Raw genomic sequence first — 15,600 nt, 5'->3', positions numbered from 1 at the left:
CGTAGCTAAAAGAGCAAGAGAAAAGTACAATACAGGCCGTGAAAAATGAGTGCTGGTGGTATTTTGTGCAAAAATAGTACGTAAAAGTAACCTTTTTGTACTTTCTTATTGAAATGATCCTGCCTTTGCTGTATAAAATGCGCCCTCTAATTTATAGTAATACGTCATTTGACCCAACCACTGTTTGAGCGCTTGGGATTAACTGACGCGACAGTTATCGTTGTTCTGGAGACAAATACAATGTCAAGAGTATGCCAAGTAACAGGTAAGCGTCCAACGGTTGGTAATAACCGTTCACACGCACGAAATGCGACTCGTCGTCGCTTTTTACCAAACCTTCAAACACACCGTTTTTGGGTTGAGAGCGAAAGCCGTTTTGTAAAACTACGTTTGTCTGCTAAAGGCATGCGTATCATCGATAAGAAAGGTATTGATTCAGTACTAACTGACATCCGTGCCCGTGGTGAGAAAATCTAAGGAAGCCGACAATGCGTGATAAAATTAAACTAGTTTCTTCAGCAGGTACAGGTTTCTTCTACACCACTGATAAAAACAAGCGTAACATGCCTGGCAAAATGGAGATCAAAAAATATGATCCTGTTGTGCGTAAGCACGTTATGTTCAAAGAGGCCAAAATCAAGTAATTAGCTTGCTTTTGTCTCCACGAAAACCCAGCCTTTGCTGGGTTTTTTGCTTTTAAATTCGCAATACTTGCTCGCATACCTCACAGATCCCACAGGATCCCGACGTCGCATTTAAATGATCCCGCTTTTGTTCAAACATAAATAGTTGCCTTACCTGCAGCAGATCAGTCGTAAGCAGCAAGCTGATTAAGGCTTACAGTAACCTGTAGAAACTATTAAGTCAGGCTCCTAGCATCGCCACCTTTTCGTTAAAAGCGCCCAACACGGAGTTAAGCAGGTAATCTGCACATTGGATTAGCTTATAGGAAAACGAGGTATTACTATACTGCGTTGTTTATAGTCGACCATATTACGGGAATAACGCGTGGCAAGAATTTCTCAGCGGGCAATGAACAACGTCGTTATCATTGCAATGCTCATTATGATTGCACTGTTTAACTTAGACAGTTTGGTACCAAAGAAAGATTCTGTAAAAACGCGTAGCTTATTACCTGAAGATGCCTACGTACTCAAAATAGAGCAGGATAACAATAGTCTTGAGCGCATAGGGCAACAATGGCGTCAGAAAGGTCTTAATACCAGCCTTGCAGTAAAACCCGATGAACAGTTCTCACACTGGCAACGGGCTATGCTGAACCCGGCTACTGAGGTACCTGAGTCAGTCATGAATACGCAGCCGTATATTGTTGTAGTTTGGCTTGCGGGCAATAGTGACGGCAAGGTTTATGCTATTTACCCCAATACATCACCAACTGTGATCAAATTCGAAAATAATTGGTACACATTAACCAATACCAACCTTGATAAATTATTACCTTGGACATGATAAATGCCTGAATTACCAGAAGTTGAAGTAAGCCGGCTAGGCATATCACCGCATTTGCTCGGCAATACCATTACTCATGTAGTGGTACGGGAACGAAGAATGCGCTGGCCCATACCTGAGGAGGTCTCAAGCGTTGAGGGTCAGAAGGTAATTGCGGTAAAGCGTAGGGCGAAATACCTGCTGATTGAAACAGCAACAGGCACGCTTATTTTACATTTAGGTATGTCCGGCAAGCTGCGTGTCATCGACGCGGCGACACCCGTTGTGAAACACGACCACGTGGACATTGTTCTAAATACCGGGAAATGCTTGCGTTTAAATGACCCTAGGCGCTTTGGAGCAGTTCTATTTCAAGCGCCCAATACGCATCAAGCAATGTTTGACAACCTAGGCCCAGAGCCACTTACAGAGGACTTTGACGATAAGCGCTTGTTCAGTCTATCGCGCAACCGCAAAGGCCCGGTAAAGAATTTCATTATGGATAACGCAATCGTTGTTGGTGTGGGCAATATCTATGCAAACGAAGCCTTATTTCTTGCCGGCATAGACCCAAGAAGAGCCGCGGGTAATATCAGCGCTGCCCGCTACAAGTCGCTCACTGCCACAATAAAGCAAGTACTCGCTAAAGCTATCGAGCAGGGCGGCACTACGCTCAAAGACTTTGCACAAACCGACGGCAAGCCAGGTTATTTTGCGCAGCATTTAAATGTGTATGGAAGAAAAGGAGAGCCTTGCGAAGTGTGTGGCAAAGCTATTGAAAGCAAAGTAATAGGGCAGCGAAACACTTTTTTCTGTACCCGCTGCCAGCGCTAGATGTAGTTAAAAAGAGTTGTAGTTAGCAAGAGCTACAGTTAGAAACCAATGAACAACTTTACCTATGGTAAGTTACAAGCTGGTTTACTTAGCTTTTTTTACCCAGCCTGTCTTTTAGCGCTTGCTCTACTACGGGGTGGCAGAAACCACCTACTGCACCTCGGTGCAACGCCACTTCTTTTACTAGAGTAGAAGATATAAAAGAGTTTTCTTCCGCGGGGGTTAAAAATACGCTCTCAAGCTTTGGGTTTAGGCGTCGATTCATATTCGCCAGCTGGAATTCATATTCGAAATCGGAAACCGCGCGCAAGCCACGAATTAAAATAGTCGCATTTTGATCGTCGGCAAAGTCAGCGAGTAAACCCGTAAACCCTACTACTTCTACGTTAGGTAGATCGGCCGTTACCTTCTTTATCATTTCTACCCGTTCCTCTAACGTGAATAATGGCTTTTTACTTGGATTAGAAGCGATAGCCACAATAACGTGAGAAAACAACTGAGAAGCGCGTTCAATAAGGTCTGCGTGACCGTTGGTGATCGGGTCGAAAGTACCTGGGTAAAGTGCTCTAGTGTGCATAAAATTGAATCTTATCGTCGTATAGGGTTTATAGGTTCAACGGGGCTACTGTACCACATTAATAAGTAATGCTAAGTACTGCTACAATTATGTTTTTTATTCGTGGTCGTTAACGCTTAACCAATTCGTTATAGCCATCTAAGCATGCAGTCCAATCATCTTCTTTCCAATGAAATACTGCGTTTTTGGCTTGCTCTTTATGCAAAGAACGCAATAGGCGATCTAAATTATTTTGCTTCCAGCTATTCCCTTGGCGTTTCGAGCAGCGGTCAAAGTCGATAATCCAAATTTGTTTATCGCTATCAATCATAATGTTTCGAACATTTGCATCGTGATGATAAACCTGACAATTGTGCATTCGTGCTAGCGCTCGCCCTACTTCATTCCATTCGCCTTTTGATAATGGCTGCTGGCACAAAAAGTGGTGCAGATCTTGGCTATTTGGAATGTTAAGTGTGATGATATCGCCCCGATAAATCAGGCCTCTGCGATGGATACGTGCAGCAACAGGAATGGGTACTAGAAGACCTTCACCTCGCATGTATTCGAGTAATCTAAACTCTTCGAAAGGCCTAGAGCGCTCAATACCATTAAAAAAGTATTGGTCACTGAGTATCTTGCCTACCAAGCCGCCACGCATAAAGTGCCGTAAAACCCATTGCTGACCTTCATGCTCGATGAAAATGGTGGTACCACGTCCTTTAGCTTGGCCGGTTATTTTATTTTGGAGTTGCCAAAACTCAGGGCTAAACATTTCCGTGTTAGGCTGACTGACCAAGGTGTTGTCGAAAATAAAGTGGTGCCCAGCACCTATGTCTCGTCGCATCGTCGCCATGTTGCCCACAACTTATGGTAAATTTCATATTCTAATGATTTATTTTGGTTTTTCAGCAACGAGAGAGCTTCTGTGGGAAAAAAGATTTGTTTAATGCGCTTATCGGCTATTGGGGATGTGTGTCATGCCGTCGCTATGGTTACTCGAATTCAATCACAGTGGCGCGACGCTGAAATTACGTGGGTAATTGGGAAGGTGGAGTATCAGCTTGTTAAGCTGATGCCGAATGTACGATTTATTATTTTTGATAAATCAAAAGGCAAAGCAGCAGTGGAGTCGCTCAAAGCACAAGTGTCTGGTGAGACCTTTGATGCTCTATTGATGATGCAGGTGGCGTTAAGGGCTAACTTGGCTTCGCGAGTAATTAAAGCAAAACAGCGCATAGGTTTTGACTGGGCGCGAAGTAAAGAACTGCACTGGCTGTTCGCTAACAAGCGAGTTGCTGCTACAAAACGTGCTCATGTGCTTAAAGGTTTTATGGATTTTGCCGATGCATTGGGCGTACCTGAGCCAAAAGCAGTTTCTTGGAATATTCCTGTTGCATCAGAAGATGCAACGTGGGGAGCAGAACAAGCTAAAACCTTGGGTAAATATGTCGTTATTTCACCAGCTGCAAGTAAAGCTGAAAGAAATTGGTTGCCACAGCGATACGCAAGTATTGCTGACTATATCCAAGAAGCCGGCATCAGCGTGATATTATGTGGCGGTCCAGGAGATTTAGACCGCAAAACTGCTGATGCAATAAAAGCGTGTGTGAAATATCCGCTTAAAGACTTTACTGGGCAAACAACATTGCATCAGCTGCTTATGTTACTCAAGCATGCCCACCTAGTTATTGCACCAGACACTGGACCTGCTCATATGGCTACAACCGTTGGCACACCAGTAATTGGGCTATATGCACATTCTAATCCACGTAGAACAGGGCCTTACAATAACCTTGATAGGTCGGTATCGGTATATGACGAGTGTATAGAAGAGCAAAAAGGAAAACCTTGGAGCGCTTTACCGTGGGGAACGCGAGCCAAAGGGAGCCAGTTAATGGAAAAAATTACGGTGGATATGGTTAAGCAAAAAGTTGCGCAGTTCCTCGTTTAATTTTTTTATCGTAAGGTAAAACTACTAATATTATCTACACTTAGTGTGGTCATGTGTACTTCTGTTTAACAGGGAGTTGTTACTGAATGAATAAGCCCGCTTTGCGATGGCTGTCCGAGTTTCATGCTTTTACTACATCTAGGAAAGTACTGCTAACATTAACAGTGCTGTTTTTGTGTGTGCCTAAAGTAAAAGCATCAGAACTTAATGTCATGGTGAACGAGAGCGTGATGGTTGCAGAGCTCAGTCGCTCTGAACTTCGTCAAATTTTTACGGGACAGCGTCAATACTGGGACAATGGCACTAAAATTACCGTTTTCGTATTACAAGACAGCGACGAACTGCATCGTCAATTTTGTCGTGATATTCTCCAAATGTTCCCTTATCAATTATCTCGGCTTTGGGATCAAATTACCTATTCTGGCCAAGGTATCACTCCTATCAGAGTAACCTCTTATCAAGCGCTAGTTGATGCATTGGAAAGCACGGTGGGCTCTATCGGTTATGTTGAACGAACTGATATCGTTAAGCTTAGACGCGTTGAGGTAGATATAGAATGAAAAAATACATCGCTTTAGCGCTTGGGCTATTCGGAACATCTGTTGCTAGCGCGCAATCAGATTTTACATGGCATGGTTATCTTTCACAGGGCTTAACTCAGTCGAAAGACAGCAGCTTTATTACCGACGATAATAATGTGACGGGTGAACTCACTGAGATTGGCTTAAACGGTTATTATCAACTTGCAAAAAATATCTCTATTGCAGGTCAAGTTAACTATTTAGACGGGGGAAACCGTTTCGAACAGGGGGCTCGCCTGGATTATTTATTTGTCGATTGGAAACTGCCTGACTTACCAGGCGGGTGGCGAGGACAAATTCACGCAGGACGCTTTAAAAATACTCATTGGTTGTATTCCTCCACTAGGGATGTTCCTCAAACGCGATATACGTCAGTATTGCCTCAGTCGGTGTATTTTGACGGGTTCCGTGATATCGCTTTGGGCAGTAACGGTATTCTGACCAGTTTCTCTCATTACGGTAAAGAATATACGTGGGAGCTTAACTGGAGCTATGGGCGCTCGAACATCAATGACTCTCAGCGCGATTTTCTCTTAGGTAATGAAGCGAAAGGTAAGATAAAACAGGACTTTGTGCACCAAGCAAGTGTGTTTGTACAGCCCTCATTCATGACGTGGAGACTAGGGGCGAGTTGGCTTAACTCTGACTTCAGATATACGCCATCACAAGATGATAATCGCTTGTCGGGCGGGGCTAACGTAGAGCGGTTTATGCTTTCTGCCCAATATTTTGCAGAGAATTGGGAAGTATCTGCCGAGCTACTTCGTGAAAAGCAAGACAGCCAAGGTTTGTTTGCCCCTGACTTTGCTGAAAAACGTACCGGTGAAGGTGGCTTTGTTCAATTTAGATATCTATTTAACACCGAATTTAGCGGCCTTATTGGTTACGATACCTATATTAATGATACCTCCGACAGTGACGGTAAAGACTTAGAGGCAAGAACTGGCGGCCTTATTCCAGCTTACTTTGGCTATCAAGACACTTATACGTTGGGGTTACGCTGGAACATTGCACCTAAATGGAGACTACAGGGAGAGTATCACTGGGTTGAAGGGGCGACTCGCGTTGTAAGCCTGTTAAACCGCGATGTGGCATCCCACGCTGATAAACATTGGGAAATGTGGTCAATGCAGTTAACGTATTGGTTTTAAGGCTAAAAGATGAAGGTTCAGGTATCTTTTACCACTAAAACTATCGCTATTCTGCTGGCCATGGTTTTAACTGTTACTATCGTAATATCTACCGTGCTAATTAAAGAATCTGAAGCACATGTTGTCATGCAGCAGCGGGAAAGCCAAATTAGCAACCAGCGCCGGGTTCAGCTATTTGAAGATATACTTCACAGCCGCATGATTACCCTTATCGATATAATAAGTCGTAAAAATGGCGCGTATTCCAATAATCTTGATAAATTACATAGTACTTTAGATGACCTTAACGAATACCTAACGCTCAACTTTCAGGTCGAAAGCCTGTACCTATTCGATGAAAACGGCGTTGTCGGACAGCCTGCTTATCCTGTTAACACCACCATAGAGCGCCTTGTAGATTCAACCCGGGCAACATTTGAAAGCCGCTCGTTACTGGTCTGCGAGAGCGTATGCACTCATTATATTTCCATACCCATAATGTCGCCGAGCGATAAGGTGCCGGTTATTGTTGTGTCTACCTCCATGCGCGAGTTGCTTTACCTGTTCAGCCGCGCCACCGATGTGTATAAAGTGGCGGTAGTTCAATTAGATGAATCACAAACTGGAAAATTAGGGTTGAAGGTAGCAAGTCAAATTACCGCAGCTAATTGGCAGTTTTTGAGCTCGCTTTTCGACGCTTTACCCATTAACTGGCGCGTTGATGACCTTGTTATTAAAGGAGTGAACGTTGGTTTAGACAGCCAGCAGCTTTTAGTAAGCCTTCTACCTTTTGACCACGCGTCAGGCGACCATCCTTATTTACTAATTGTACAAGATGTGTCAGCAATGATGCGGCAAAATGAGCAATATCGTTACGTGGTCATCTCAAGTGCTGTCGGCTTATTTTTACTATTTTCATCATTGCTTTACCTCTTCTTAAATCAATATCGCACAAGGCTGCTGGATATAAGCGAACGCCTTCCAATGCTGGCTGAACATAAATTCAGTGAGTTTTATACTATTGCCGCTAAGCGTCGAAAGCCGCCTATATTTCAGCTGACCGACGAATTAGATGTGGTTGAGGAAGCGGCGAATGATTTAGCACGTCAGATGGAAAGCTTCGATGGTCAAATGGCAATCAATACCGCTAAGCTAGAAAAAATGGCGATGTTCGACGTGCTAACAGGTCTGCCTAACCGCAACATGCTGACCTTTCAAATTGAAAAACAATTGGCCAGTTCAATTCGCGATGACAGGCTAGTGGCTCTCATGTTCATGGACTTAGATGACTTTAAGAAAGTTAATGACAGCCATGGGCACGACGTTGGCGATAAGTTGCTTAAAGCTGCTGCAATGCGAATTTCCCGACCTATTCGGGAATCTGATATTGCGTCACGGTTCGGAGGCGATGAGTTTGTCATTTTGCTTTCGAATATAGAGAATAAAAAACATGTCGACACGGTAGCGCAAAAAATTATCGACGAGTTTAAAGAGCCTATCATTGTTGATGGCGTTACCTTTTATGTATCAATTAGTATTGGTATTGCCATTACTAACCACTCACGCGCTACGCCGGTTGAGCTGCTGCGTCATGCCGATATTGCGATGTACGAAGCCAAAGCGAAGAAAGGTGCTGAGTTTAGGGTATATGACGCCACTATGAACCTTAAGGTAATGCAAAAGGTTGAACTGGAGTCTGAGGCTCGTGAAGCGCTAAGAGGCGATCAATTTAGCCTTGCCTTGCAACCACAAATAGACATGCATAGCGGCAAGCTCATGGGGTTTGAAGCACTACTGCGCTGGTATCATCCTAAAAAAGGCCCTATATCGCCAGCCGATTTTATTCCATTGCTTGAGAATACGTCGTTTATGCTCGAGCTAGATTATTGGGTTATCACACGCTCCACGAACTTAATAAACGAGTTAAAAAATAGCGGCTACCCAGATATTAAGGTTGCGATTAACTTATCAGCAGGGCAGTTCCTTGACCCTAGCTTACCTGAGTTTTTACAGCACCAAATTATCAAAAACGACATCGCTCCCGACCAGGTCTGCTTAGAGCTAACGGAAACCGTTCTGGTCTCAGATATCAAACGGGCAATGGGAATAATGCAAACTATACGCGACATGGGCTGTATGTTGGCAATTGACGATTTTGGAACCGGCTATTCATCATTAAGCTACTTAAAGTCATTGCCTGCCGATTATGTAAAGATAGATCGCTCTTTCGTTGCTAACATTGCCAGCAGTGCAGATGACAGAAACATTGTGCACTCCACCATATCTATGGTGCGTAATATGGGCATGCAGGTAATAGCTGAAGGCATAGAAAGCAATGAGCAATACGAATTGCTGTGTCATTTCGACTGTCATCAGGGCCAGGGATACCTTATTAGTCGTCCTATACCTGAAGTAAACCTATGGGACACACTAAGCGATAAGGTTGAAAACGGCTTTTGGAAAGATTTCACATAGCGCTTGAAGCAAATTAGTGTGATTTTAGTGTTTTTCTTAGAGTGTGCTGAATAATTTACAAACTTAGTCGACAAACCCATTAAATACAGCGCATGGGTGTGTACCCTTTCACGCGCTTTCATTACACTAGCGGTTTTTATATACCCACACTTGGAGAATGGCATGTCTGCGGCATTTATTTCTCATTTGCAATCGCAAATTGAAGCCACAAAAGAAGATGGATTGTACAAAAAAGAGCGTGTGATCACGTCGCAACAACAAGCGGATATTGGTGTTGATGGTGGTGAGCAGGTTATTAACTTTTGTGCGAACAACTACCTTGGCCTAGCAAACAACGAAAGCTTAATCGAAGCGGCGAAAGAGGGCTTAGATAGCCATGGCTTCGGAGTAGCATCTGTGCGATTCATCTGCGGAACGCAAGACATTCACAAGCAACTAGAAGCCTCTATTAGCGACTTCTTAGGTACCGAAGACACCATTCTTTATCCATCTTGCTTCGACGCAAATGGCGGTTTGTTTGAAACCCTTCTTGGACCGGAAGATGCCATTATATCTGATGCGTTAAACCATGCGAGTATCATTGACGGCGTACGTTTGTGTAAAGCCAAGCGTTACCGTTATGCCAACAACGACATGGCGGCCTTAGAAGAGCAATTAAAGCAAGCCGAGGCTGACGGTGCACGTTTTAAAATCATTGCTACCGATGGCGTATTTTCTATGGACGGCGTTATTGCCGATCTTGCTTCAATCTGCGACCTAGCCGACAAATATGATGCTATGGTAATGGTTGATGACTGCCACGCCACGGGTTTCTTGGGCGAAAACGGTAAAGGTAGCCATGAATATTGCGGTGTAATGGGCCGTGTAGACATTATTACAGGTACTTTAGGCAAAGCCCTTGGCGGCGCATCTGGCGGTTATACGTCGGGCAAAAAAGAAGTTGTAGAGTGGCTACGTCAGCGCTCGCGTCCTTACCTATTTTCTAACTCAGTTGCGCCACCTATTGTTTCAGCATCATTAAAAGTGTTTGAAATGATGAAAGAGGGTGATGAGTTACGCGCTAATTTATGGAGAAATGCCAACCACTTCCGCAACCGCATGGAAGAGGCGGGTTTCACCCTTGCCGGTAAAGATCACGCCATAATTCCAGTAATGCTTGGTGATGCCCGCTTAGCCAGTGAAATGGCTGACAAGCTGCTAGAAAAAGGCATTTACGTTATTGGCTTCTCTTACCCTGTTGTGCCAAAAGGCCAAGCTCGAATTCGTACGCAAATGTCTGCAGGTCATAGCCTTGAACACGTCGATAAAGCCATCGATGCGTTTATCGAAGTAGGCCGCGAAATGGGAGTGATTTCATGAAGTCGCTAGTAAAAGCGAAAGCGGAAAAAGGTATTTGGCTACAAGACACACCAAAGCCTGAAGTAGGGCACAACGACTTACTGATTAAAATTCGCAAAACCGCGATTTGCGGTACCGACATGCACATTTACAATTGGGATGAGTGGTCGCAGAACACTATTCCAGTCCCTATGGTGGTTGGTCACGAATACGTTGGCGAAGTAGTCGGTATGGGCCAAGAAGTAAAAGGCTTCAACGTTGGCGACCGCGTATCAGGTGAAGGTCATATTACCTGTGGCCATTGTCGTAACTGCCGTGCTGGCCGCGTACATTTATGTCGCAACACCGAAGGTGTGGGCGTAAACCGCCCTGGTGCGTTTGCAGAATACCTAGTTATTCCAGCGTTCAACGCATTTAAGATTCCAGACAATATCAGCGACGACCTCGCGTCTATTTTCGACCCATTTGGTAATGCTGTTCATACCGCGCTAAGTTTCGACCTAGTAGGCGAAGACGTACTTATCACAGGTGCAGGACCGATCGGTATCATGGCCGCAGCAGTAGCTAAGCATGTTGGGGCGCGTCATGTAGTTATCACTGATATCAACCCGTATCGCCTTGAACTTGCTGAAAAGATGGGCGCCACGCGCGCTGTTGATGTAAGTAAAGAAAACTTACAAGATGTTATGAACGAACTGGGTATGACTGAGGGCTTTGATGTGGGCCTTGAAATGTCTGGTGTACCAGTAGCGTTTAGAGACATGCTAGATAAAATGAATCACGGCGGCAAAGTAGCCATGCTGGGTATTCCTCCGCAAGACGTTGCTGTTGACTGGAACCAAGTTATTTTCAAAGGGCTGGTGATAAAAGGCATTTACGGTCGTGAAATGTTCGAGACTTGGTACAAAATGGCAAGCTTGCTACAAAGTGGCCTGGACCTTTCTCCCATCATCACCCATACCTTTTCCATTGATGACTTTCAGAAAGGGTTTGATACCATGGGGTCAGGACACTCAGGTAAAGTTATTTTGGATTGGCAATAATGACAACATTCTCACACATTAGCGTAAGCGACGTTGCTAACTTTCAAGGCGACGTAACGATTGTGGATATTCGCGATCCTCAATCGTTTGCTAATGGCCATATGCCCAATGCGGCACCGCTCAACAACGACAACTTTGGGGCGTTTATTGACCAAGCGCCTAAAGATACCCCTGTTGTTGTAGTGTGTTACCACGGCGTAAGCAGTCAACAGGCTGCGCAAGTGATAGCTCAGCAAGGTTTTGAGACCGTTTATAGTATGGACGGGGGCTTTGAAGCGTGGCGACTGGCTAACCCGGTAGTAACCGAATAGCGATTTTCTAGAGGTGCACAATGTGCACCTTTATTTTATGTTTTGCAGGTCCTTCACTATTTCAGTATAAAGAATCATTGACGAGAGCTAGGATTCTACGCTCTTGTATATCACTATCGCTTTACACTCTTTTTGCTTTTGGGGTAACAACTAGCTTATGGGTCATCCTTTAATTGCGTTTAATCAGCAAAGTCCAGCGCACCTTCTCGCCAACTATTTAACCAGTCAGCAAATCAACGCCAACGTAGTACAGCACGAAAAAGAGTTTGTGGTTGTGCTGGATAACAACGAGCATATCGACCGCGCAAAAGTGATCGCTGAAGACTTTTTAGCAAACCCAACAAACCCTAAATATCAGCAAGCGGCATGGGACAGTGGTAAGAACGTACAGCTTGCTCCATCAGGCGGCGGCTTTTCGTTAAGCAAAATAGTGTCCGATGCTGTTAAAGCGCCGTTTACCTCTGTGGTGTTCGTGCTGTGTGCAGTGGTTTACCTATTGTCTTTATTTGGGCTATTTGCCCCCATTGCTCAGCACTTACTGATGCAGCCGTTTTTTGTGTTGTCACAAAATCACGAGTGGTGGCGACTGCTCGGTCCGGCGTTCATTCATTTCTCAGCGCTTCACATCATATTCAATCTACTATGGTGGGGCATGCTAGGGGCCAAAATTGAACGTACTTTAGGTATTAGTATGCTGCTTATTGTATTTTTGGTTTCAGCTACAATTTCAAATGCCGCGCAAGCGCTATTCAGCGACCCAGTACAAGGCAACTTATTCTTGTTTGGTGGGCTTTCTGGTGTGGTATATGCCGTAATGGGCTTCGTGTGGTGGCTTGGCTGGCTGCGCCCAAGTTGGGGGCTTTCGCTGCCAAACTCCATTGTCGGTTTTATGCTGGTTTGGTTAGTGCTTGGCTATGCCGATATATTATGGGTGAACATGGCGAACGCAGCGCATACTGCGGGGCTTATTTCAGGCTGCTTACTTGCCGCCACTCTTAGTTTAGGCTCTGCTAAACGTTAACCGCTGGCCAGGCAGCGGTTATCCTGCCTAAGCACCCTGATATAAATACTTGGTAAAAATAACGTTTTTAATGACCTCACCACCTGTTTCTTGCTGCATGTGCTCTTGAAGTGCTTTTAAAATAGCGCGACGAATATCTTCACGGCCGGTGAGCGACTTTACTTTCTCTGCAGGCTGCTGCCCGAATATCTCAATGGCGGTAGAGCGTAGCAGCGGCATGTGGTGTTCAGCAATTTCCAGTTGGTTCACATCGTGAATCATTAATTCAACCGATACGCGAACATAACCCAGCTTCTGTGCGCTGTCGCTAATATAGTTGGTAACAATCTCTGGTTCTAAGCCCAAATAAGCATAGTTGGCTTTATCTTGTGCCAATGCTGAGCTGCAACCAAAAACAAAAAAGCTAACCGCTAATATACGTAAAATTAGTGACTTAAACATAGTGAAGCCTGAAACACCAAAATAATAAATTCACTTGGTAGTGTAGCAAATCTCTGATCAAACACACTACTGCAAAAGTTTAACCAAGTGAAAATATTTGGACATGACGTGTTATCATACCAACAGATTCATTATTCGGGCTTTTCGTGTGAGTTTTAATGCCACTTTTCCAGTGGGTTTGGCGGTTGACTGGCAAGCACCTTCTGGCATCACAATTCCAAATGCTCAGCTAAAAAACTGGCTGTTAGATACCGGGTCATTAACCGAGCGGGTGCAATCATTATGCGACCATTTCTCGCTAGAGCTTATCGGTCAACACACGCAAATACCTCACGATAACGAATTATCGCTGCTACGCAGTAACGGCAATACCAGCTATCAAGCCCGTGAAATTCTATTATGTGGCGATCACCAACCATGGGTATTCGCGCGCTCTATTATTCCTCAAGCGTTTGTAGACCGTGAGCTTTCTGATTTAGGTCGCGAGCCTCTGGGAAAACGCTTATTTAACGACACGCGGTTCACCCGTTCACAATTCCAATTGTGTACTGCCCAAGCTTCTCAGTTTGGTATTAACAGTAACCAAGTTTTGTGGGGAAGACGTTCGTTGTTTACGTTAGACAACTACAGCATGATAGTGGCAGAAGTATTTCTTCCCGATTCTCCGGCTTACGGCTATATAGCGACAAGTGAAAAGGAAAGCGAACAACAGTTATGAAGCATAATTGGAATGCGTATGCGCGACTTATGCGCCTAGATAAACCTGTAGGTATTTATTTACTGCTGTGGCCAACATTGTGGGCGCTGCTCATGGCGGCTGAAGGTTTACCGCCTTTAAGTATTACGCTTATCTTTGTGGCTGGCGTGGTCGTAATGCGTTCAGCAGGCTGCGTTATCAATGACTATGCTGACAGAAAAGTGGACGGACGCGTAAAGCGCACAACACAGCGCCCGTTGGCAACGGGCGAAGTTAAGCCTAAACAAGCACTGCAGTTATTTGGCGCGCTTATCGCCATCGCGTTTATTTTGGTGCTGTTTCTTAACTGGCAAACTATCGCGTTATCTGTTGTAGCGCTTTTGCTTGCTGCAAGCTATCCCTTCATGAAGCGTTATACCCACTTGCCGCAGGTGGTATTAGGCGCGGCATTTGGCTGGGCCATACCTATGGCTTTTATGGCCGTGCTAGAAACTGTACCAACGTACGCTTGGTGGTTGTTTATTGCTAACTTACTATGGACAGTAGCGTACGACACCATGTACGCCATGGTAGACCGCGACGACGATTTGCAAATAGGCGTTAAATCTACCGCTATATTGTTCGGTAAAAACGACGTGCTAATTGTGATGTTGTTGCAAGCCTTGGCGCTAACTATTCTGTGGTGTATAGGCTTAACAATCAATGCGACATGGCCTTACTACATAGCGGTACTGTTTTCTGCTTTGCTATGCGTGCGCCAATATCAGCTTATTAAACGCCGTCAGCGTGAAGGCTGTTTCACCGCGTTTATTGAAAACCACTACATTGGCTTAGCTATTACGCTTGGTGCGGCGCTGCATTTTTATTTGGTAAGGTAAAACTTACCAACAGCAAACTTCAACCTGTACCAATGTCCCCTTATAACTAATTTATAGCCAGTCTAAAGTATTCACTAGCTTATACAGGCACGCGCTTTAATCACTAAGTGTTTTTAAAGCTGTGCACAAATTATGCTACTAAGTGTTATACTTTAGCTGTCGAATGGAATCTATACGCATATATAAATTGAAGTGGTTCAAGAGGTGGGCTAGTAAGGAAGGTTTATCAGACAGCTTGCTAAAATTAGCAATTGCAGAAATGCAACAGGGATTAGTTGACGCCGATTTAGGTGCAAATGTATATAAAAAGCGAGTACCTCTTTTGGGGCAAGGCAAAAGTAGAAGTTTAAGAACCCTCATAGCTTTTCAAGTGGATAATAAAGCCTTTTTTATTTACGGTTTTTCCAAAAACACCCGCTCTAATATAAGTGTTAAAGAGATGAAGTCTTTAAAACTCTTAGCTAAAGAGCTACTGAACTACAGCGAGGAAAAGCTTAAGAAAGCTATAGATTCAGGTAGTATTGAAGAGGTGAGATAACATGAAAGAAAGCATTTTAGATGTAGTACATAATACTGCAAAAGATTTGAGCGAAGCCGGAGTAATGGATAAGCAGACTATGCATAAGTTTGATGCATTATGTTTACCCAAACTCAAGCAATATGATGGACAGCGGATAAAAGCGATACGTGAAAAAGCAAGAGTAAGCCAAGCTGTTTTTGCTGCCTATTTAAATATCACGCCATCTACAATCAAGCAGTGGGAGCAGGGCAACAAAAAGCCTCGAGGTACTTCTTTAAAAGCTTCTGAACCTTGTTGAGCAGAAAGGTTTAGAGATCTTGATGTAGCCTTCCAAAGCCTTAAAAGACCTTTGAAAAGAGAGCGGTAATAGAT

Annotated in this window: 19 protein-coding genes; 16 read left to right on the top strand and 3 right to left on the bottom strand. The window is 44.2% G+C overall.

Translation table 11 applies throughout. From position 1 onward, the window contains the following. The first annotated feature begins 240 nt into the window (after positions 1–240). From rpmB to mutM, 4 genes are all read left to right on the top strand, one after another. Positions 241–477, top strand: coding sequence for a 50S ribosomal protein L28 (rpmB, locus tag ACYX4M_RS06835; protein ID WP_012516576.1), 237 nt, complete (start codon positions 241–243; stop codon positions 475–477). 11 nt (positions 478–488) lie between these two features. Further along, positions 489–644 (top strand): 50S ribosomal protein L33, encoded by a 156-nt coding sequence (gene rpmG, locus ACYX4M_RS06830; RefSeq protein WP_012516577.1) that lies wholly within the window; start codon positions 489–491, stop codon positions 642–644. 364 nt (positions 645–1,008) lie between these two features. After that, entirely contained in the window at positions 1,009–1,470 is a 462-nt protein-coding gene (locus ACYX4M_RS06825) for a hypothetical protein (RefSeq protein ID WP_476082405.1), read from the top strand. 3 nt (positions 1,471–1,473) lie between these two features. Continuing rightward, positions 1,474–2,283 carry a bifunctional DNA-formamidopyrimidine glycosylase/DNA-(apurinic or apyrimidinic site) lyase gene (mutM, locus tag ACYX4M_RS06820; protein ID WP_334058866.1) on the top strand — a complete coding sequence of 270 codons (810 nt, stop codon included), beginning with the start codon at positions 1,474–1,476 and terminating at the stop codon, positions 2,281–2,283. A gap of 88 nt (positions 2,284–2,371) precedes the next feature. Here the strand turns inward: mutM and coaD are convergent, their stop codons facing one another. Together coaD and ACYX4M_RS06810 are read right to left on the bottom strand one after the other, a co-directional pair. Continuing rightward, positions 2,372–2,860 (bottom strand): pantetheine-phosphate adenylyltransferase, encoded by a 489-nt coding sequence (gene coaD / locus ACYX4M_RS06815; RefSeq protein WP_476082404.1) that lies wholly within the window; start codon positions 2,858–2,860, stop codon positions 2,372–2,374. 109 nt (positions 2,861–2,969) lie between these two features. After that, positions 2,970–3,695: a 3-deoxy-D-manno-octulosonic acid kinase gene (locus ACYX4M_RS06810; RefSeq protein WP_476082403.1), complete on the bottom strand. Its 726-nt coding sequence runs from the start codon at positions 3,693–3,695 to the stop codon at positions 2,970–2,972. Positions 3,696–3,767: 72 nt separating this feature from the next. Here ACYX4M_RS06810 and ACYX4M_RS06805 point away from each other — a divergent pair, with 72 nt between their 5' ends. The 8 genes from ACYX4M_RS06805 to glpG all read left to right on the top strand — a co-directional run bounded on the left by ACYX4M_RS06805 (position 3,768) and on the right by glpG (position 12,692). Beyond that, entirely contained in the window at positions 3,768–4,793 is a 1,026-nt protein-coding gene (locus tag ACYX4M_RS06805; protein ID WP_476082402.1) for a glycosyltransferase family 9 protein, read from the top strand. Between the two features lie 86 nt (positions 4,794–4,879). Beyond that, complete coding sequence (locus ACYX4M_RS06800; RefSeq protein WP_476082401.1) at positions 4,880–5,353, top strand: hypothetical protein; 474 nt, start codon at positions 4,880–4,882, stop codon at positions 5,351–5,353. Further along, a complete protein-coding gene (locus ACYX4M_RS06795) occupies positions 5,350–6,525 on the top strand; it encodes a hypothetical protein (RefSeq protein WP_476082400.1) in 1,176 nt (391 codons plus the stop codon). Before ACYX4M_RS06800 ends, ACYX4M_RS06795 begins: the two co-directional genes overlap by 4 nt. A 9-nt stretch (positions 6,526–6,534) precedes the next feature. Beyond that, positions 6,535–8,979, top strand: coding sequence for a putative bifunctional diguanylate cyclase/phosphodiesterase (locus ACYX4M_RS06790; protein ID WP_476082399.1), 2,445 nt, complete (start codon positions 6,535–6,537; stop codon positions 8,977–8,979). A gap of 162 nt (positions 8,980–9,141) precedes the next feature. Next, positions 9,142–10,338: a glycine C-acetyltransferase gene (locus tag ACYX4M_RS06785; protein ID WP_334058852.1), complete on the top strand. Its 1,197-nt coding sequence runs from the start codon at positions 9,142–9,144 to the stop codon at positions 10,336–10,338. Then, positions 10,335–11,360: an L-threonine 3-dehydrogenase gene (gene tdh / locus ACYX4M_RS06780; RefSeq protein WP_334058850.1), complete on the top strand. Its 1,026-nt coding sequence runs from the start codon at positions 10,335–10,337 to the stop codon at positions 11,358–11,360. Before ACYX4M_RS06785 ends, tdh begins: the two co-directional genes overlap by 4 nt. Next, entirely contained in the window at positions 11,360–11,671 is a 312-nt protein-coding gene (glpE, locus tag ACYX4M_RS06775; RefSeq protein WP_476082398.1) for a thiosulfate sulfurtransferase GlpE, read from the top strand. The genes tdh and glpE overlap by 1 nt, the downstream gene beginning before the upstream one ends. A 157-nt stretch (positions 11,672–11,828) precedes the next feature. Next, on the top strand, positions 11,829–12,692 hold the full coding sequence (gene glpG, locus ACYX4M_RS06770) for a rhomboid family intramembrane serine protease GlpG (protein ID WP_476082397.1): 864 nt from the start codon (positions 11,829–11,831) through the stop codon (positions 12,690–12,692). 27 nt (positions 12,693–12,719) lie between these two features. Here glpG and ACYX4M_RS06765 read toward each other — a convergent pair whose 3' ends face one another. Further along, positions 12,720–13,133 (bottom strand): flagellar basal body-associated protein FliL, encoded by a 414-nt coding sequence (locus ACYX4M_RS06765; RefSeq protein WP_136783227.1) that lies wholly within the window; start codon positions 13,131–13,133, stop codon positions 12,720–12,722. Between the two features lie 148 nt (positions 13,134–13,281). On the opposite strand from ACYX4M_RS06765, the gene ACYX4M_RS06760 reads away from it, so the two are divergent. From ACYX4M_RS06760 to ACYX4M_RS06745, 4 genes are all read left to right on the top strand, one after another. After that, the gene (locus tag ACYX4M_RS06760; RefSeq protein WP_476082396.1) at positions 13,282–13,851 is read left to right on the top strand and encodes a chorismate--pyruvate lyase family protein; all 570 of its coding nucleotides are present in this window, start codon (positions 13,282–13,284) and stop codon (positions 13,849–13,851) included. Further along, the gene (ubiA, locus tag ACYX4M_RS06755; RefSeq protein WP_476082395.1) at positions 13,848–14,708 is read left to right on the top strand and encodes a 4-hydroxybenzoate octaprenyltransferase; all 861 of its coding nucleotides are present in this window, start codon (positions 13,848–13,850) and stop codon (positions 14,706–14,708) included. The genes ACYX4M_RS06760 and ubiA overlap by 4 nt, the downstream gene beginning before the upstream one ends. A 163-nt stretch (positions 14,709–14,871) precedes the next feature. Then, positions 14,872–15,246 carry a type II toxin-antitoxin system RelE/ParE family toxin gene (locus ACYX4M_RS06750; protein WP_476082394.1) on the top strand — a complete coding sequence of 125 codons (375 nt, stop codon included), beginning with the start codon at positions 14,872–14,874 and terminating at the stop codon, positions 15,244–15,246. Position 15,247: 1 nt separating this feature from the next. Continuing rightward, positions 15,248–15,526: a helix-turn-helix domain-containing protein gene (locus ACYX4M_RS06745; protein WP_476082393.1), complete on the top strand. Its 279-nt coding sequence runs from the start codon at positions 15,248–15,250 to the stop codon at positions 15,524–15,526. The last annotated feature ends 74 nt before the right edge of the window (positions 15,527–15,600 follow it).

The organism is Alteromonas sp. ABV4_150 (assembly GCF_056311745.1).
Note: the sequence above shows the minus strand (reverse complement) of the source record. Positions and strands in the feature narration are given on the sequence as shown.

Bases quoted from the DNA above. Each gene is read 5' to 3' on its own strand.
- rpmB (WP_012516576.1), top strand. From the start codon at position 241: ATGTCAAGAGTATGCCAAGTAACAGGTAAGCGTCCAACGGTTGGTAAT.
- rpmG (WP_012516577.1), top strand. From the start codon at position 489: ATGCGTGATAAAATTAAACTAGTTTCTTCAGCAGGTACAGGTTTCTTC.
- mutM (WP_334058866.1), top strand. From the start codon at position 1,474: ATGCCTGAATTACCAGAAGTTGAAGTAAGCCGGCTAGGCATATCACCG.
- coaD (WP_476082404.1), bottom strand. From the start codon at position 2,860: ATGCACACTAGAGCACTTTACCCAGGTACTTTCGACCCGATCACCAAC.
- ACYX4M_RS06810 (WP_476082403.1), bottom strand. From the start codon at position 3,695: ATGGCGACGATGCGACGAGACATAGGTGCTGGGCACCACTTTATTTTC.
- ACYX4M_RS06800 (WP_476082401.1), top strand. From the start codon at position 4,880: ATGAATAAGCCCGCTTTGCGATGGCTGTCCGAGTTTCATGCTTTTACT.
- ACYX4M_RS06795 (WP_476082400.1), top strand. From the start codon at position 5,350: ATGAAAAAATACATCGCTTTAGCGCTTGGGCTATTCGGAACATCTGTT.
- ACYX4M_RS06790 (WP_476082399.1), top strand. From the start codon at position 6,535: ATGAAGGTTCAGGTATCTTTTACCACTAAAACTATCGCTATTCTGCTG.
- ACYX4M_RS06785 (WP_334058852.1), top strand. From the start codon at position 9,142: ATGTCTGCGGCATTTATTTCTCATTTGCAATCGCAAATTGAAGCCACA.
- tdh (WP_334058850.1), top strand. From the start codon at position 10,335: ATGAAGTCGCTAGTAAAAGCGAAAGCGGAAAAAGGTATTTGGCTACAA.
- glpE (WP_476082398.1), top strand. From the start codon at position 11,360: ATGACAACATTCTCACACATTAGCGTAAGCGACGTTGCTAACTTTCAA.
- glpG (WP_476082397.1), top strand. From the start codon at position 11,829: ATGGGTCATCCTTTAATTGCGTTTAATCAGCAAAGTCCAGCGCACCTT.
- ACYX4M_RS06765 (WP_136783227.1), bottom strand. From the start codon at position 13,133: ATGTTTAAGTCACTAATTTTACGTATATTAGCGGTTAGCTTTTTTGTT.
- ubiA (WP_476082395.1), top strand. From the start codon at position 13,848: ATGAAGCATAATTGGAATGCGTATGCGCGACTTATGCGCCTAGATAAA.
- ACYX4M_RS06750 (WP_476082394.1), top strand. From the start codon at position 14,872: ATGGAATCTATACGCATATATAAATTGAAGTGGTTCAAGAGGTGGGCT.
- ACYX4M_RS06745 (WP_476082393.1), top strand. From the start codon at position 15,248: ATGAAAGAAAGCATTTTAGATGTAGTACATAATACTGCAAAAGATTTG.